Source organism: Halorhabdus salina, assembly GCF_013839425.1.
Lineage (GTDB): Archaea > Halobacteriota > Halobacteria > Halobacteriales > Haloarculaceae > Halorhabdus > Halorhabdus salina.
On sequence record NZ_JACDNP010000002.1, the window covers coordinates 12,619 to 28,805 of the forward strand.

Here is a 16,187-nt window from a genome sequence, read left to right on the forward strand (position 1 = left end):
ACTATCACGTCCTCATGTCGATGGCGTCGGTCGGACATGCCTCGACGCACTGTCCACAGCCGATACAGGTCTCGGGATCGATCGAGTGTGCCTCGCCTGGGTCGCCGGCAATAGCGTCGACCGGACAGACGTCCACACACTGCTGGCAGCCGACACAGTCCTGGGCGGCGATCTTGTAGGTGCCCGCGTGGTCCCCACCGCCGATCTCACACTCTCCGGCAGGACACTCGTCGTCGTAGATGTGGGCCTCGTACTCATCGCGGAAGTGCTCGAGCGTACTCAACACCGGATTGGGTGCCGTCTGGCCCAGCCCACACAGAGAACTCTCGGCGATCGTCTCGCCGAGTTCCTCTAAGCGATCGATATCGCCGGGTTCGCCCTCGCCGTCGGTGATCCGCTCGAGGATACGCAACATCTTGTGGGTCCCGATTCGGCAGGGTGGACACTTCCCGCAGGACTCGTCCTGGGTGAAATCGAGGAAGAACCGCGCGACATCGACCATACAGGTCTCGTCGTCCATAACGACCAGCCCACCCGAACCGAGCATTGCACCAACCTCCTGTAAGGAGTCAAAGGTGACCGGCATATCCAGGTGTTTCTCGGCGAGACAGCCACCGGATGGACCGCCGATCTGGACCGCCTTGAACTCCTTATCGCCCTCGATGCCGCCGGCGACGTCGATGATCTCCTGAAGGGTCAGCCCCATCGGAATCTCCATCAGCCCCGTCGCCGAGCAGTCCCCGGAGACCGCGAAGGTCTTGGTCCCCGGGCTGTCCTCGCTACCGTACTGTTTGAACCACTCGGCACCGTTATTGATGATCAGCGGGACGTTCGCCAGCGTCTCGACGTTGTTGATTGTCGTCGGCTTATCCTCGAGACCGGACTGGGCGGGATAGGGTGGACGCGGTGACGGTCGACCAGCCCCGCCTTCGATAGAGGACATCAGGGCCGTCTCCTCACCACAGACGAACGCACCGGCCCCCTTCTCGACCTCGAAGTCGAAGTCAAAGCCGGTTCCCATGATGTTCGTCCCGAGGTAGCCCGCCTCGTAGGCGTCTTCGATTGCCTGCTGGATGCGGTCGACCGCAAGCGGGTACTCCGCCCGGAGGTAGATGATGCCCTCGTTGGCACCGGTGGCGTACCCGGCGATGACCATCCCTTCGATGACGCGGTGGGGATCGCCCTCGACCAGACAGCGATCCATGAACGCTCCGGGGTCGCCCTCGTCACAATTGGCGATGACGTACTTCTCGCTCGCGTCCTCCTGATGGGCGAACATCCACTTGTTACCGGCCGGGAACCCACCGCCACCACGGCCTCTGAGACCCGCATCTTGAACCTCTCCGTAGACATCTTCGGGGTCCATCTCAGAGAGGACCGTCTGCATCGCCTCGTAGCCGCCAGTGGTCTTGTACTCCTCGACACTCTCGGGATCGATGCGGCCACAGTTGCCCAAAGCGAGACGCTTCTGTTCGGAGTAGAACGGGATATTGTCGGTCCGTGACTGTCGGGCCCCAGTCTCGTCCTCGAAACAGAGTTCCTCGATGACCTCGCCGTTCCGGATTGTCTTCTCGACAATGTCCTCGACATCGTCGACGCCCACCTGCGTGTAGAGGACGTTCATCGGGTCGATGCGGACGAGCGGTCCGAGTTCACAGAAACCGTGACAGCCGCTCTTTTTGGGCTCGATACCGAGTTCCTCGTGATCGATGTCGCCCTCGCTCCAGGAGAGAGCGACATTCTCGGTGCCGTCGAGAGCGCCGATCTGCTCGCGGAACGCCTCGTACACTTCGTCAGATCCAGAGGACATACACCCGGTTCCCTGGCAGATGACGATACGGATCTGTCCATCGACGGTATCGACTTCGGTCGGACGCTGAAGAACTTCAGCCATGGTCAGTCACCACTCTCGTTGTATTCCTCGATGATCGTCTCGGCATCGTCAGGTTCGATCGGACCGTGGACATCGTCGTCGACAGTGACGACCGGTGCGAGTCCACACGCTCCGACACACCGGACATGCTCGATCGTGAACGACCCGTCGTCGGTGACCTCGTCGAGGCCCACGCCGAGTTCGTCCTGCAGTTCCTCGGAGACCTCGTCGGCCCCCGCTACGTGACAGGCCGTGCCGGTGCATACCCGGACGCTGTAGTCGCCCCGCGGCTCGAGGTGGAACTGCGAGTAAAAGGATGCCGTACTGTAAATGTCGGCGAGGGACTTCTCACAGTGACGGGCGATCAGTTCGAACGCGAACTTCGGGAGGTAGCCGTACTCGTCTTGTACCTGTTGGAGTGCCGGAATGACACCGCGTTTCTCGGGGCGGACGTCCGTGAGAATCGCCTCAACCGTCTCGATCTCATCGTCACAGACGTCTTCGACCCCGGCATCGGCCGGAATGATGTCCGAATCAGTCCCAGATTCGGACTCGCCCGACCGCAACGATTGCTTGACGCGTTCTAGCGTTGCCATATAGGAGAGAATTACCGGTACGTCCTGTAAAGGAATGTACCGTATTCTCACTCCATGAAAACATATATATTAGAATGTGATGGACTGGTCGTGATTCAGCAGCTATCGAATACATTACGTTACGTTACTTCCGTGAATGCCGATTTCGAACCAATATAGACATCAAAATTGCGTTTCGAAAAGCACTATTGAACAATTCTCGACACCGACGCAGAGTATTGGTGGGAAAAAGCGTTAAACGGGTTCCGCGAGAAGCGGGTCCATGCCGCCGTCTGACCGCGTTCTCGCGCTGACTGGGTTGTTCATCGTAATGGGATCACTTGCGATGGTCACGTTGTGGAGCGTCTTCGGGACAGTCTTTTTCGCGATTACGGTCGCGTACGTGCTGTACCCAGTCCGTCGCCGACTCGCCAACAGAGGGGTCCGGCCCCGGATGGCTGCAGGACTCAGTACGGTGGTGGCCTTTGTCGTGGCATTGGGCGTCTTCACACCCCTGGGATATGCGGTATACGTCCGCCGATCCGCCTTTTTCGGGCTGATCGAGGATCTCCCGCAGGAGTTTTCGATCACTGTGCTGGAGATGAGCCATACGTTCACGGTGACGACGATAATCGACGCCGTTCAGGAGACGGCGACGACGATGGCACTCGATGCGGCAGGGGCCGCGCCCGTACTCGCGTTGAAGTTCTTCCTGTTTGTCCTGTTGGTGTACGCGTTACTGCTGAAACCGACACTGCCGGCCAAGGCCGTCCACCAGACGGTCCCGCCCGCCTATCACGATATCTTCGAAGCCTTACACGAGCGGCTTCGAGATACACTCTACGGGCTGTACATCCTCCAAGGTGCGACGGGCGTCGGGACCTTTCTGATTGCCTTGCCTGTGTTCTTCCTCCTTGGCTACGACGCCACCGTCACGCTGGCTGTCCTGAGCGGCGTCCTGCAGTTCGTCCCGATCATCGGGCCAAGCGTCCTAATCGGCATCCTGGTCGTCACTGAAGTCCTCGCCGAGAACGCCGTCCAGGGAATGGTAGTCGGGACGATCGGCCTCGTCTTTATCGCGGGCCTGCCGGATCTCATCGTTCGCCCGCGCCTCTCGGCAATCGCCGCCGATCTCCCCGGGAGCCTCTATTTCATCGGGTTCACCGGCGGCATCCTCACGATGGGTGCGATCGGGATCATCGCCGGACCGGTTGTGGTGGCACTGTTTGCCGAGTCAGTCGAACTGCTAGCCAGTGAACAACAGTCAGCTACCCACGCTTAATGGGGAAGGCTTGTGGGTAGACACCCGTTCTGCCGACACTTGACATTCTCCTCCGCCTTCAGGCGGAGGGATCCCGTATAACTGTCGGACGCCACGTCAGTCGCGTGCACGGGTATCACACCGTGCCAGCTAGGCTGCAACGGCCGGCTTACTCGACAGTCTCGATCGGTTCGCCCGCGGCCTCCCACTCAGTGAGACTCCCCTCGTAGAACGCGAGATCCCGATAGCCCAGGTGTCGGAGGACAACGTACGTGTGACTGATCCGCCGAGCCGTGTTGCAGTAGAGGACGATCCGCTTCTCGGGCGTGATCCCCTTCGCTTCGAGGATTGTCTCGATCTCGTCGTCGGGTTTGATGGCGCGCGTGTCGTCGTCGACGAGATCGCGCCAGTCCAGTTGCACGGCACCCGGGATATGACCCGCCTCGTACTCCCCGGGTTCGCGCGTGTCGACAATCACGGCGTCGGTGTCGAGCGCCGTGACGACAGCCTCGCGATCGACCAGCGGCGTCTCGGACGGCCGCTCGATCGTGTAGTCGGTCGCCGAGACGTCGGGCACGTCATCGGTCGTGGGTCGCTCCCGCTGCCAGGCGCTGAAGTCGCCGTCCAGCAGGTGGAGGCGGTCAGGATTGTGACCGTACAACTCCGCAGTTACGAGCAATCGAGCGGCAAAGACGCCGTGAGTGTCGTCATAGGCGACGATATCATCGCTTGGTGTGATGCCTGCCGCAGAGAGCAGGTCGGCGAAGACGTCCTCGCCGGGGAGCATTCCTTCGTCGCCGTCCTCGGCGCGAAACGAGTCAAAGGGGATCGACACGGCCCCCGGAAGATGGCCGATACCCTCATACTCCCAGGCGTCCCGGACGTCGACGATCGTCACGGCATCGCGTCGGTCGGCCAGCCAGGACCCAGAGACGATATCAGTCATTGGGAGTGCTTGGCCGCCCCGCGGTTTGAACGTGTGGGCGCCATCCCTGGCTGCCAGTGCTCCGAGGTAGCGACATTCCTTGCTGGTTTCGGCTGTTCGGACACCCACCAGTTACCGGACCATCGCGTCGGGTGGCGATTACACGCACCGCTGTCTCGGCTGTCGGCCGCCAGACGGCAAGACCTGCCCCTAAGGCCAACGAGTGGCCGTACCTGCCGATACGTCAGCGGCTTTATGCGTGTGGGTAGTAGGGATGGTTGCACTATGACTGAGTACGCAAACGACGTCCTGGTCTCGGCCGAGTGGGTCGAGAACAATCTGGACGCATTCGAGAGCGACGATCCCGAGCATCGACTCGTGGAAGTAGACGTCGACACCGAGGCCTACGAGGAGGCCCACGCGCCCGGTGCGATCGGGTTCAATTGGGAGACCCAACTGCAAGACCAGACGACCCGTGACATCCTCACGAAGGAAGACTTCGAGGACCTGCTGGGGAGCCACGGTATCAGTGAGGATTCGACGGTCGTCCTGTATGGGGACAATTCGAACTGGTTTGCCGCCTACACCTACTGGCAGTTCAAGTACTACGGCCACGACGACGTGAAGCTGCTCGATGGCGGCCGCGAGTACTGGGTCGAGAACGACTATCCGACCACGAGTGAGGCCCCCGACTTCTCCGCCGTCGAGTACGAGGCAAGCGGACCGCGCGAATCCATCCGCGCATATCGCGAAGATGTCGAGAACGCGATCGATCGAGGCCTGCCGCTGGTCGACGTTCGCTCGCCCGAGGAGTTCAGGGGCGACATTCTCGCGCCACCAGGCCTGCAGGAGACGGCTCAGCGCGGTGGCCACGTCCCCGGAGCCCAGAACATCTCCTGGGCCGCCGTCACGAACGACGACGGGACGTTCAAGGACTTCGACGAGCTGGCAGAGCTCTACAGCGACTACGGCATCGACGGCGACTCCACGACCGTCGCCTACTGTCGGATCGGCGAGCGCTCCTCGGTCGCCTGGTTCGCTCTGCACGAGCTACTGGGCTATGAGGACGCCATCAACTACGACGGCTCCTGGACCGAGTGGGGCAATCTTGTTGGGGCCCCGATAGAGAAGGGCGAGGCGGAGTGACGCGAGGCCGAACGAAGTGAGCCGCGAGTGAACAAAGTGAACGCCGCCTCGAGGTGAGGCGGGGAACACAGTGACCCGCCGAACAGGGCGAGGCCGACGACTAAGCGAGACGCGACCAGCGGGAGTGTCTCGGAACGGCGAGCGATGCGAGCCGTGAGCAGCGAAGTGCGGGAGTCGGCCTCGAATCGAAGCGGGGAGTGAGGGAACGAGCGACCCGCAGAGAAGGGCGAGGACGAAGAAGACGACCCGGATGAGGCGTAGGGCTTTTCGACGTGACCTGCTGCGTCCATCCGTACCTGGGCTACCCGTTCCCGGTGGCGTCGAGGCGTTCGACGACGAATTCGGCAGCCGACGGGACGGTACGGGCGTACAGTTCGATCCAGGCGAGTTCGCCCTGCATACGGAGCGGATCGGCATAGCCCTCTTCGATCCGCCCCGGAACACTTTCGTAACTCGATAGTGCCGGCCGGCCGATCATTGCCGCCAGCGACCCGTACTCGGCCGTCCGGATCGCGTCGATAGCGTCCTTTGCCCGCCTCGCCGTCCGTTCGAGAGACTGGATAGTTACATCTTCCTGGTAGCCACCGTCCTGAATACCCTCGATGGCTGTCCGGAATGCCTCCAAGGCGGCGAGGGTCTCCCCAGCCTCGATCACGGCGGTCGCGTGGGAACCCTTGTCTCGCCGTTCATGGAACGCGTTCTCCGACGAGCGAGTCTGTGGAGCGGCAACGGTGAACAGCTCGTATGCGGGCGTCAGATCCAGGTCGCGATCGAACGCATCAAGACCGGCATCCAGGAATCCACGTACCGGCTCTTTGGTTTCGCTGACGGCGAATCGAAGCCGGTCGGTCGCATCGATGAGCGCGCCCCACTGTGTCGGAACCGCGGAACGATCCGCCAGATGCGTGTCTTTGAGTCGACGCGCGTCGGCGAGCGTCGCGGCGGCGACCTCGACTCGTTCGACGGCGTCGCCTGCCCGGAACGGTTCGGCGATCGGATCGTCAGGATAGCCGGGATCGGGACTGGCTCGACGGCGACTCAACGAGAGCAGCCCCTCGATCGGCGCGTGAACGAGGACCGCCTCCCGGACCGAGTCGGCACGATAGTCGTGGTCGGCGGTGAACGAACCGAGGTCCTCCCGGACGGTCCGTCGGCGCTCCACGAGTCCCGATGGATCGTTCTCGCCGATCGCCGCCCGATACGCGCCTGCGATGTTGGCCGCCGAACCGCGACGGGCTCGCCACCACGAGAGTGCGTCGAGGGCCCAGGGCTCATCGGACTCGCTTTCGAGTCGATTTGCGACGCGCTCGCGATCGGATCGAAGCTCTTCGGCGACGGCCCCATTCGGAATCGACGGCGCTGCCGGGACGCGATCGAGGAGTTCGGTCGCGCGCTCGCGATGCGAGTCAGCCAGCGAATCCGGAACCGAAACCGGGAACGGCGACGCCGGCGACTCGATCGCCGGAATGGCGCCGATCGGGACATCGAAGTCGGGACGATCTGGTTGTTCGTCTCCGACCAACGGCAGCCCCGAACAGCCGGCCAGACCGGCGACACCGAGCGTCCCAAGGCCGGCGATAAATTGGCGACGGGAGCTCACGCGTCCTCACCCCCACTCGCGGGAGTTACGTCGCCATCGAAGGAGTCCCCACGCGGGGCAGGCCTCGGGCCACACTCGTAAGACATCCCTCGGCCACTGCCGGAGGAGCTCTCGGCCGCAACGGGGAGCCGGGTGACGAATCCGACCGTGTGTAGCGTGTCGGTAGCACACGCGACGTCAGCCGGCCGGGTCGTCTGGCAGAACTGTGCGTGTGGATGGATGTCCTCGGACCCGTCCCACTCGACGCTCACTGACTGGAGGCGTATCTCGTGGCACGCGTCGACCGAGTGCGACGCCATGTACAGCGAGGACGACCCGAAGTCGGTCGCGCTTGCGAACGACCGAAGGCGGTCGGCCTCAGGGACGTCACCGAACGTGATCGCGTCGAGATCCTCACTCGAGACGACGATCGATCGACCCCGGCGGGCATATCGGTTCGATCGATCGCTCTGTGTGGCCGTCGGAATCTCACCTTCGGTGAACAGCACGGCACCATCTTCGTTCCTGGCGGAGACGACCTCGTAGTCGTCGATCAGTTCGCCGTCGGAACGATCATCGATCGTGACGGGATCGGTCGCCGTCCCCCCACAACCGGCGAGTGCAGCGGCTCCCGACGCAACCGCGAGGAGGGCGCGGCGGCGGGTCAGATCAGGCATCGGACCTCCTTCGATCAGGATTCCCAAACGTCTTGTGGAACTACCGGTTGATGGGGAGCACAGTCACGGTTCTCCACCCGTTACATATCGAAAACTGGGTCGCCAGCACCCGCTCAGTATACACTGAGTCCGTGGACATCCTGTGCGTGTTCGATGAGGTCCTCCGTCGACTCGAAGGACTCACCACAGCTGCAGGTGTGATACCCCGTCGTGGGCTGCTGGCTTGTCGCCATATCGTAGCCATAGACCCGTACCATAATAATTGTTTATTATGATTTGGTAACATGCCACAATCGTCGTGGTATCAGATCACAAGCTCGTTGAACAAAGATTGTTCTGCACGATCAGCAACAATATCCGGCCAAATCCACCACATAACTGGCCAAATATGCAATATCGTCGCAGAAAGGCGGATCGGCCACCGAGACACAGTCGACCGGATATACCCAATACGTCACTGCTCGGGAGTCACAGTCCTTTTAGCCGGAGTCAGCCAAAGTATGGGTAATGACCGTCATCGGACTCGTGGGCCTGCCCGGCAGCGGCAAGAGCGAGGCCGCCGCAGTCGCCCGCGACCTGGACGTGCCGATTGTCACGATGGGCGACGTGATCCGGCAGGCCTGTCGCGATCGCGGACTCGATCCGGCGACCCACCACGGCGAGGTGGCCAAAGCACTACGGGAGGAGAACGGCCCGGCCGCCATCGCCGAGGCGTCGCTCTCCCACATCGAGGACGGACTCGAAGAGCACGACACCGTCGTCGTCGACGGCATCCGCTCGGATGTCGAAGTCGAACGCTTCCGGGACGCCTTCGGCGAGGACTTCCTGCTGGTCAGCGTCGAGACGCCCTTCGAGACGCGGGCCGAACGACTCGATCTTCGGGGACGAGACGCCAGCGCCGAGGAAGGTGGCGAGAGTCTGGCAGAGCGCGACGAGCGGGAACTCGGCTTCGGCATGGGCGAGGCGATGGACGTGGCCGACGTCACGGTCGCAAACGTCGACAGTCTCCCAGCGTTTCAGGAGCGTGTCGAGACACTGCTGACCGACGGGTCGTCGGCGCTCGCGGGGGACGACCGCGTCGAGTGGGAGGGAGACCCATGAGCGAGGCCTACCGCGTTGACGTCCAGATCACCGCGCCCGTCTACGACACCGAGGTGACCGACCGGGTCGCCGATGCGATCACGAACGTCTTCCCGTCGGCGACTGTCGAGCAGCAACCGGGCGAACTGCACGCCGAGGCCCACGATCTCGAACACTTCTCGGAACTGCTCCACCGGCGGGAGATTCTCGACACGGCACGGGGCGTGTTCTTCGATACTCGCCAGGGAGACCGCTTCAGTTTCACGCTGAAGAAACAGGCAGCCTTCGAGGGTGTCGTGACATTCTCGGTGGGCGAACCGGACGAACTCGGGGAGATCCACGTCAGCGTCCGCGTCGAAGAACCGGATGTGGAATCGTTCATCGACCATATCGCCCCACGGACTCAGGACGGCAGACCGATCGATCCTGACGTTTGAGAGCACCGAAGACGCACAATGACGACAGCGATCTACTTCGATCTCGACGGGACGTTATTGACCTTCGAGGAACCCTACGACTGCCTGGTTGCCGACGTGCTAAGCGAGTACGCAGACGACCCGGACGCGGCCGCGGAGACGTTCTTGGACGCTTTCGGCCCACGCTTCGAGGCGCTCGATCCACAGCCCTACCGGGAAGGGATGGTCGCCGTCTGCGAGCGATTCGCCGTCGAGGCGGATCCAGACGAGTTGGTCGCGGCCCTCCGAGACGCGGAGTGTACACACTCCCGGGTCAGCGACGCAGCCCACGAGAGTCTGGCAGCACTTGCCGAGGACAATGCCCTCGGCGTCCTGACGGATGGCGTCGGTGAGTTCCAGCGGGCGAAACTCGAACATCACGACCTCCTGGGGTACTTCGAGGCCGTGATCGTCTCCTACGAGGTCGGCGCGCACAAGCCAGACAGTGCCATCTTCGAGCGGGCGCGCGAGGCGATCGACGCGGACCAGTACGTCATGGTCGGGGACAGCGATGCCGACGTCGAGGGAGCCCGAGCAGCCGGATTTACCCCAGTCCGCGTCGAACGCGGCGAGGACGTCCCGGACTTCTGGGCGACAGTGCGGGCGCTGGTGTGATCTCAGACGAACATCTGGACGACGACGAACAGCACGACCACGCCAAGCACGTCACAGACGTTCGTGACGACGGGGATCACCACGTCGTCCGGATCGAGTTCCAGTCGATAGGCGACGTACGTCGCCACGACAGTCACGACGATGGCGAGCACTGACAGGACCGCCCCGCTGGTGACAGCGACCGTGAGGACCGTCGTCACCGCCAGGTCGGACCCGCCGGTGAGCGTCCCCAGTCCCCAGGCCCCGACGCCGATCACGGGAAAGACCGACAGCGCGAGCGCGACCGTCGCGAGAGCGTTGCCCAGCAGGCGATCGTCGGTTAGGTCAAAGGAGAGTGTCCCGAGATGAAACGCCGTCGAGAGCCGCGCGGCGAGAATGGAGCCGAGGTTTCCTGCCGTCCCGATTGTCACTGGCACGAGGACCAGCAATGAGGGATGGGTGAGCAGCTCACCCTCGAAACTCTTCAGGACGAGGCCGCTCCCGATCTCTATCGTGGTCAACACGAGCAAGACTGGCAACATCGCCCGCGTGATCGCCCGCATCGTCCAGTCGGTCCGGGCCATCAGCCCACCCCCCAGATGACGAGTCTGGCGGCGATCAACAGCGCGGCCATCCCGAAGACATCGCCGGCAGTCGTGACCAGGGGCCCGACCAGGGTGTCAGGATTGTACCCGCGACGGAAGCCGGCGAAGACGACCAGGACGACCGTGGTAGCGAGCGCGATCCCCGACAAGACGCCCGAGATGAACGCGACAGTGACGAGTACCGGGAGGCCTGCGCCCGGTCGGCCGAGCCAGACGAGTGCCGCCGTCGCCACAACCGCGGCAAAGACGCTGGCAAGCAGCCCGTTGGCGATCGCCGCGGCGACTGCCGTGAGCAGTCGGTCGTCGGCCTCACGCACACGGGGTTCGAGCAGCCCCTGGTGAAGTGCGGTCGCGATCCGTGCACCCAGCGAGCCATAGACGTTCCCGCGCGTCGCGAGCAACGCCGGCACCAAGACGAGCAAGCCGTCGATTGCAGTGAGTTCGGCCCGCATCCCGCCGAGGACGACGCCGGCGAGCAAGCCGCCAACGAGGCTGGCAGAGAGGGCCGGGAGTCCTTCCCGATAGGCCCGGACAGCCACCTCGCGCACGGTCATTACCCGGACTGACGACCGGCCGACGCAAAAAACGCCCGCGTGAACGATCGCCAGGTGGGGCAAGTAACAGTAGCCGCGATACCGTCCCACATGATTCCCACCATCTTGGAAACTTTGCGAAATACTATAAATGCCCACATCGTAGAGAAACTTGTGAGAGACCAATGACAGGCTACGCAGTTGTGCTCGCATCCGGCGAACTGGAGCGCGTACAGGCAGTTAGTATGATCAGCTCGATCGCGGCGTCCTCGGACATCCCCGTCGAGGTGTTCGTGACGATGAACGGCCTTTCGGCCTTCGAGAAAGACCGCATCGAAAGCGGTGACTTCCAGGTCGCCGGACCGGCCGGCGAAGCGATGTTGCACTCGGGCGGCGACGAGGTGCCGATGTTCTTCGAGCAACTGGAGCGCGCCAAGGGGATCGGTCCGCTGGAGGTCTACGCCTGCGAGATGGTGATGGACCTCATGGACACCGACCTCGACGACTACATCGACATCTTCGACGACACGCTCGGCGTTGCCGGCTTCCTGAACCGTGCGTCGGACAAACAGGTAATCTTCGTCTAAGGTGACAATCATGAGTGATACACCAACCCCCGACGTCGAAATCGATTCGCGCGGTGCGACCTGCCCCGGCCCGCTGATGGACCTGATCGGGAAGGTCAAAGAAGTCGAAGCAGGGACGACGATCGAACTCCTCACGAGCGACGAGGGCTCGAAGAACGACGTCCCCGAGTGGCTCGATGAGGCCGGTCACGAGCTACTGACGATCGAAGCAGTCGACGACCACTGGGCAATTTACGTCGAAACCACATGACGGAAGAGATCGTCGTCGTCGGTGGCGGCACCGGCGGCACTGTCCTGGCGAACCGCCTCGCCGACCGGCTCGAACCGGCGATCGAGTCGGGCGATGCCCACGTGACCGTGATCAACGACGGCGAGTACCAGTACTACAAACCGGCCTACCTCTACGTCCCCTTCGGCAAGAAGACCGTCGAGGAGGCCAAACGACCGCTTTCCGACCTGCTGGATCGCCACGTCGAGCTTCGTGTCGACCGCGTCACTGGGCTTGATACGGACGCCAAATCCGTCTCACTGGAAGACGGTGACGACATGGCCTACGATCACCTCGTGATGGCGACGGGTGCGACCCTCGATCCCGAGGAAGTCCCTGGCCTCGCTGAAGGGGGCCATCACTTCTACGGACCGGAGGGGACCGAGTCCCTCAGGGACGAACTCGCCGACTTCGAGGAGGGCCACCTCGTGCTGTCGGTCATCGGCGTCCCGCACATGTGTCCGGCCGCACCACTGGAGTTTGTCTTCATGGCCGACGACTGGCTGCGCCAGCGCGGGCTCCGTGAAGACATCGAAATCACGTACACGTACCCGATTCAGCGCGCCCACGGCCTGCAGTCAGTGGCCGACTGGGCGACGCCGAAACTCGCGGATCGGGACATCAACCTGGAGACGTTCTTCAACGCCGAGCGGGTCGATCCCGAAGAGCAAGTCCTGGAGACGATGGAAGGCAACGAACTCGACTACGACCTCCTCGTCGCGATCCCGCCCCACACCGCCAGCGAGCTCGTCAGCGAGGCTGGGCTGGGCGACACCTGGGTCGACGTCGATCGCGCCACCCTGGAGGCCGAACAGGCTGAGGACGTCTACGCCATCGGCGACGTGGCCGACGTGCCGACAAGCAAAGCCGGTAGCGTCGCCCACTACGAGGCGGGCGTCGTCGCCGACCGGATCGCCAGTCGCGTTCGCGGTCAGACGCCGACGTCGGTCTACGACGGGAAGACGGTCTGCTTCATCGAGACCGGCATGGACGAGGCGACGTTCGTCGAGTTCGGGTACGGCGACGAGCCGACGATGCGCGAGCCATCCAAACCCGTCCACTGGGCGAAACTGGGCTACAACGAGTCCTACTGGCTGACCGCCAGGGGGCTCCTGTGAGGTGGTTGTCGTGAGCGACAACCCTGCGGACCGACTTCGGACTGACGGTGGTGCTGGCCACGTCGAGGCTGAGGAGACACCCGAATCCGAGGGCGAATCCACAGTCGACCTCCAATCGCTGGTCGCCGAGAACCCCGAAGCGGTCGCCCGGCTGCTCGACCGCCTCGATCTGGTCAACGACTTGCTTGACAGCGCGGACGTGGCCACGTCGGCGATGGACGACGAGATGGTCCAGTCACTGGCCGGGACGGGCACCAACCTCGGGCTGGCGGCCAACGAAATGGCCACTGACGAGACCGTCAAGCTCGGGGCGGCAGTCGGGGAGAACGCCGACGATCTCGCCGACGGCGTCGAGAAAATAGCCGAATTGCAGCGAACGGGGACGCTGGACGAGCTGCTCGAACTGGCGGAACTGGCCTCCCTGGCCAGCGCCGCGATGGACGACGAGATGGTGATGTCCCTGGCGTCGACCGGAACCCGGCTGGGCGAGGTCGCCGACACCGCCAGCGACGACGATGTCGCTCGCGGCCTGGAGGACGTGCTGGCGGCGCTTGGTGAAGCCACCAGCGAAGAGCCCGAAGAGATCGGGGTCTTCGGTCTGATCAAGGCCACCCGTGACCCCGACGTTCAGGCTGGGCTGGGCGTGATTATCGCGCTGGCCCGGGCGCTCGGTCAACAAGCGCAGGACCGGCCTGAATCTTAATGCAGTGCTTGAGAAATCAGTTCTGACCGCCAGACAGGTCGTGTGAGACTATTGTCGCGGACAGATTGTCGAAGGATCCACAGAAAAGAGTGTCGCGCTCGTTCTGTGCTGTCCCGGTAGAACCCCGACGATCAGTCCTCGCCGTCCGCTCGGCGGCGGGCAAGAGCGAGCACGGCCAGTGCGAGAACTGCCACGCCGAGACCACCACCGGCCAGCCAGAGGATCGACACTCCGCCCGTGTCTTCAGTCGTTGTGGTCGTCGGTGGTTGGACCGACGTCTCACTCGGGGTTTGAGCGGCCGTCTCTATTGGGGATTCAGTCGCTGTGGTCGTCTCGGTTGTCGATTCTGTCGGCGTGGCCGTTTCAGTCGGAGTTTCGTCGTCAACTTGCTGACGTTGTTCGACAGTCAGCGTCTCGACGGTGTCGCCGTTGAGTGCGATTGTCCACTCGCCGACCGGACGTTCGACGCTGAACTCGACGGTCGCCGTGGATTTCCCGGCGACGGCCACTGTCTCGGAACCAAGGTCTTGGCCGTCGGAAGTGAGCGAGAGCGTGTGGCTTCCGTCGGCGTTGCCTCGATTCTCGATCGTCGCGGTCAGTGTCGTCGTCTCGTTGGATTTGATGATCGTCTCGGCCAGCGTCACCTCGATCACGTCGAATTTCGGCGCGCTCGTGCCGAGTGCGAACACCGAGTAGCCGGGCGAGACACCCTCGAAGCGGTAGTGCGTGGCGTTCTCGCCGACAAACGAGGTGGGCAGGGCACTCCAGGCGTCGTTGTGCTGGCGGTAGAGACTGACCTCGGTTGGTCCGACTCCGAGGTCGTCGAGGTATGCCTGCCTGACGCTAAAGGAGAAGGTAGCGTTCGAGACGTCCGATTCGTCGAGTTTGTGCTCGACCCGGACGTAGCCCGCCGCGACGGTGCCGGTTTCGTTCTCGAAGTCGTGTGCAGCTTGTTCGACTGTCTCGTCGGGTGCGTCGCCCGTCGCCGTTTGCAGGTTCTCGCTGTAGGTACTCACGTTGAGCCAGAACTCGCGGTCAGTGGTGACGTTGGTCCGGAGGCTGTCGACGGTAAGGTTGTCGGACTGGCCGATTGCCGCTCCACCGGTTGTCGAGTTATCAATCACGACGGTCGAGCCACTCGTGGCGTTCGTGACCGTCGCCACGGTCCCGCCATCGCGGTCTTGCTCGACGGTGACGGAGGGTTCTTGGTCGGGCGTCGTGTCGTCGGTGCCGTCGTCAGCGTCATCACCATCGTCGGTATCGCCAACGGAGGTACCGGGTGGCGGGCCGACAGTGCCGCCTTCGTCGCTGGATTCGACCGTGATCTCGAGGGTGTCGGTGTCGGTGTTACCGACATCGTCGGTCACCCGCAGCGTCACGGTTTTTGTCCCGGTCGAGCTGTAACTGTGACTGGGTAGAGACCCCGTGAGCTCGTAGCTCGAGTCGTCGTCGACGTCCCACTCGTAGCTCACGACACCGTTGTCGTCCGACGATCCAGTACCGTCGAAGGAAAACGAGGTTCCTTCGTCGACTGTCTGGTCGCTACCGGCGTCGGCGGTCGGATTCTCGTCGTCAACCACGGTCACGGCCCTGTCACCGGATGTCGAAGAGAGCGAGAGGGTGATCTCGCCGCTGCCGTCGGTGGTGCCGCTGTCGAGCGTCCCCCCGCCGACCTCGTCGAGTCGCAGCGCAGCGTTCGCTGGTTGGCCCGTGATCGTCAACGTAACCTCGGAAGTGGCGTCGTAGACGACGTCTGCATCGGTGCTCGTTGCATCGACACTACTGACGTTTAGACTGTCCATGTCCGAGCTTTTGACGCGTACGGCCTGCTTGTCGCTGGCGTTGATCTCGAGTTCGTTCGAAACGTCGTGAGTCGTGACGTTGGTCCACGTACCGGTGATGGACTCGACGGTAACGTTGCTCGCGCCACTGGAATTGAAGTAAGCGTGTGGCGAGAGGTCGACCGTCTCGCCGTCGGGATAGTAGAAGGTGTCTTCGAGTTCGAGTTCTTCCGTGATAGTGATGGTCGGGCCGCTGTCGCTAGCAGTGAACGTGGTGCCCGAAGAGACGACCGGGCCGGCGGCCCCGACGATTCCCATCACGCTCCACCCGACAGTCAGCATCGCCAGCACGACGATCACGGCAGCGAATGTCCGTGGGCGGCTCGTGATCGCCGACCTGCGGGTGTCGTCACTCATCGCCCACCTT

The 16,187-nt window shown here is 63.0% G+C and carries 17 protein-coding genes; 9 read left to right on the forward strand and 8 right to left on the reverse strand.

Annotated features, from left to right (window positions below):
* Positions 1-4: 4 nt before the first annotated feature.
* The gene (locus HZR20_RS02825; RefSeq protein WP_181685083.1) at positions 5-1,894 is read right to left on the reverse strand and encodes an NADH-ubiquinone oxidoreductase-F iron-sulfur binding region domain-containing protein; all 1,890 of its coding nucleotides are present in this window, start codon (positions 1,892-1,894) and stop codon (positions 5-7) included.
* Positions 1,895-1,896: 2 nt separating this feature from the next.
* The gene (locus HZR20_RS02830) at positions 1,897-2,469 is read right to left on the reverse strand and encodes an NADH-quinone oxidoreductase subunit NuoE family protein (protein ID WP_181685084.1); all 573 of its coding nucleotides are present in this window, start codon (positions 2,467-2,469) and stop codon (positions 1,897-1,899) included.
* A 262-nt stretch (positions 2,470-2,731) separates the two neighbouring features.
* Between HZR20_RS02830 and HZR20_RS02835 the strand changes: the two genes are divergently transcribed.
* Positions 2,732-3,730 (forward strand): AI-2E family transporter, encoded by a 999-nt coding sequence (locus HZR20_RS02835; RefSeq protein ID WP_181685085.1) that lies wholly within the window; start codon positions 2,732-2,734, stop codon positions 3,728-3,730.
* A gap of 148 nt (positions 3,731-3,878) precedes the next feature.
* Here HZR20_RS02835 and HZR20_RS02840 read toward each other — a convergent pair whose 3' ends face one another.
* The gene (locus HZR20_RS02840; protein WP_181685086.1) at positions 3,879-4,655 is read right to left on the reverse strand and encodes a sulfurtransferase; all 777 of its coding nucleotides are present in this window, start codon (positions 4,653-4,655) and stop codon (positions 3,879-3,881) included.
* Between the two features lie 264 nt (positions 4,656-4,919).
* Between HZR20_RS02840 and HZR20_RS02845 the strand changes: the two genes are divergently transcribed.
* Positions 4,920-5,780, forward strand: coding sequence for a sulfurtransferase (locus HZR20_RS02845; RefSeq protein WP_181685087.1), 861 nt, complete (start codon positions 4,920-4,922; stop codon positions 5,778-5,780).
* Positions 5,781-6,081: 301 nt separating this feature from the next.
* Here the strand turns inward: HZR20_RS02845 and HZR20_RS02850 are convergent, their stop codons facing one another.
* A complete protein-coding gene (locus HZR20_RS02850) occupies positions 6,082-7,380 on the reverse strand; it encodes a hypothetical protein (RefSeq protein WP_181685088.1) in 1,299 nt (432 codons plus the stop codon).
* On the reverse strand, positions 7,377-8,036 hold the full coding sequence (locus tag HZR20_RS02855; RefSeq protein ID WP_181685089.1) for a hypothetical protein: 660 nt from the start codon (positions 8,034-8,036) through the stop codon (positions 7,377-7,379). The genes HZR20_RS02850 and HZR20_RS02855 overlap by 4 nt, the downstream gene beginning before the upstream one ends.
* 507 nt (positions 8,037-8,543) lie before the next feature.
* On the opposite strand from HZR20_RS02855, the gene HZR20_RS02860 reads away from it, so the two are divergent.
* The 3 genes from HZR20_RS02860 to HZR20_RS02870 are packed head-to-tail and all read left to right on the forward strand — an operon-like array spanning position 8,544 to position 10,186.
* The gene (locus tag HZR20_RS02860; protein WP_181685090.1) at positions 8,544-9,137 is read left to right on the forward strand and encodes an AAA family ATPase; all 594 of its coding nucleotides are present in this window, start codon (positions 8,544-8,546) and stop codon (positions 9,135-9,137) included.
* Positions 9,134-9,553: an RNA-binding domain-containing protein gene (locus HZR20_RS02865; protein WP_181685091.1), complete on the forward strand. Its 420-nt coding sequence runs from the start codon at positions 9,134-9,136 to the stop codon at positions 9,551-9,553. Before HZR20_RS02860 ends, HZR20_RS02865 begins: the two co-directional genes overlap by 4 nt.
* Positions 9,554-9,571: 18 nt before the next feature.
* On the forward strand, positions 9,572-10,186 hold the full coding sequence (locus tag HZR20_RS02870; RefSeq protein WP_181685092.1) for an HAD family hydrolase: 615 nt from the start codon (positions 9,572-9,574) through the stop codon (positions 10,184-10,186).
* A 2-nt stretch (positions 10,187-10,188) separates the two neighbouring features.
* On the opposite strand, the gene HZR20_RS02875 is transcribed toward HZR20_RS02870, so the two are convergent.
* Positions 10,189-10,749 carry a magnesium transporter gene (locus HZR20_RS02875; RefSeq protein ID WP_181685093.1) on the reverse strand — a complete coding sequence of 187 codons (561 nt, stop codon included), beginning with the start codon at positions 10,747-10,749 and terminating at the stop codon, positions 10,189-10,191.
* Positions 10,749-11,324 carry a magnesium transporter gene (locus tag HZR20_RS02880; RefSeq protein ID WP_181685094.1) on the reverse strand — a complete coding sequence of 192 codons (576 nt, stop codon included), beginning with the start codon at positions 11,322-11,324 and terminating at the stop codon, positions 10,749-10,751. The genes HZR20_RS02875 and HZR20_RS02880 overlap by 1 nt, the downstream gene beginning before the upstream one ends.
* A gap of 164 nt (positions 11,325-11,488) precedes the next feature.
* Between HZR20_RS02880 and HZR20_RS02885 the strand changes: the two genes are divergently transcribed.
* The 4 genes from HZR20_RS02885 to HZR20_RS02900 are packed head-to-tail and all read left to right on the forward strand — an operon-like array spanning position 11,489 to position 13,979.
* Positions 11,489-11,890: a DsrE/DsrF/DrsH-like family protein gene (locus HZR20_RS02885; protein WP_181685095.1), complete on the forward strand. Its 402-nt coding sequence runs from the start codon at positions 11,489-11,491 to the stop codon at positions 11,888-11,890.
* A gap of 10 nt (positions 11,891-11,900) precedes the next feature.
* The gene (locus HZR20_RS02890) at positions 11,901-12,140 is read left to right on the forward strand and encodes a sulfurtransferase TusA family protein (protein ID WP_181685096.1); all 240 of its coding nucleotides are present in this window, start codon (positions 11,901-11,903) and stop codon (positions 12,138-12,140) included.
* Positions 12,137-13,276, forward strand: a complete 1,140-nt coding sequence (locus HZR20_RS02895; RefSeq protein WP_181685097.1) for an NAD(P)/FAD-dependent oxidoreductase — start codon at positions 12,137-12,139, stop codon at positions 13,274-13,276. The genes HZR20_RS02890 and HZR20_RS02895 overlap by 4 nt, the downstream gene beginning before the upstream one ends.
* 10 nt (positions 13,277-13,286) lie before the next feature.
* Positions 13,287-13,979, forward strand: a complete 693-nt coding sequence (locus tag HZR20_RS02900) for a DUF1641 domain-containing protein (protein ID WP_181685098.1) — start codon at positions 13,287-13,289, stop codon at positions 13,977-13,979.
* 131 nt (positions 13,980-14,110) lie between these two features.
* Here the strand turns inward: HZR20_RS02900 and HZR20_RS02905 are convergent, their stop codons facing one another.
* A complete protein-coding gene (locus HZR20_RS02905; RefSeq protein ID WP_181685099.1) occupies positions 14,111-16,177 on the reverse strand; it encodes a PKD domain-containing protein in 2,067 nt (688 codons plus the stop codon).
* Positions 16,178-16,187 lie beyond the last annotated feature (10 nt).

Coding starts and splice junctions, on each gene's coding strand:
- HZR20_RS02825 (WP_181685083.1), bottom strand. CDS start 1,894: ATGGCTGAAGTTCTTCAGCGTCCGACCGAAGTCGATACCGTCGATGGA.
- HZR20_RS02830 (WP_181685084.1), bottom strand. CDS start 2,469: ATGGCAACGCTAGAACGCGTCAAGCAATCGTTGCGGTCGGGCGAGTCC.
- HZR20_RS02835 (WP_181685085.1), top strand. CDS start 2,732: ATGCCGCCGTCTGACCGCGTTCTCGCGCTGACTGGGTTGTTCATCGTA.
- HZR20_RS02840 (WP_181685086.1), bottom strand. CDS start 4,655: ATGACTGATATCGTCTCTGGGTCCTGGCTGGCCGACCGACGCGATGCC.
- HZR20_RS02845 (WP_181685087.1), top strand. CDS start 4,920: ATGACTGAGTACGCAAACGACGTCCTGGTCTCGGCCGAGTGGGTCGAG.
- HZR20_RS02855 (WP_181685089.1), bottom strand. CDS start 8,036: ATGCCTGATCTGACCCGCCGCCGCGCCCTCCTCGCGGTTGCGTCGGGA.
- HZR20_RS02860 (WP_181685090.1), top strand. CDS start 8,544: ATGACCGTCATCGGACTCGTGGGCCTGCCCGGCAGCGGCAAGAGCGAG.
- HZR20_RS02865 (WP_181685091.1), top strand. CDS start 9,134: ATGAGCGAGGCCTACCGCGTTGACGTCCAGATCACCGCGCCCGTCTAC.
- HZR20_RS02870 (WP_181685092.1), top strand. CDS start 9,572: ATGACGACAGCGATCTACTTCGATCTCGACGGGACGTTATTGACCTTC.
- HZR20_RS02875 (WP_181685093.1), bottom strand. CDS start 10,749: ATGGCCCGGACCGACTGGACGATGCGGGCGATCACGCGGGCGATGTTG.
- HZR20_RS02880 (WP_181685094.1), bottom strand. CDS start 11,324: ATGACCGTGCGCGAGGTGGCTGTCCGGGCCTATCGGGAAGGACTCCCG.
- HZR20_RS02885 (WP_181685095.1), top strand. CDS start 11,489: ATGACAGGCTACGCAGTTGTGCTCGCATCCGGCGAACTGGAGCGCGTA.
- HZR20_RS02890 (WP_181685096.1), top strand. CDS start 11,901: ATGAGTGATACACCAACCCCCGACGTCGAAATCGATTCGCGCGGTGCG.
- HZR20_RS02895 (WP_181685097.1), top strand. CDS start 12,137: ATGACGGAAGAGATCGTCGTCGTCGGTGGCGGCACCGGCGGCACTGTC.
- HZR20_RS02905 (WP_181685099.1), bottom strand. CDS start 16,177: ATGAGTGACGACACCCGCAGGTCGGCGATCACGAGCCGCCCACGGACA.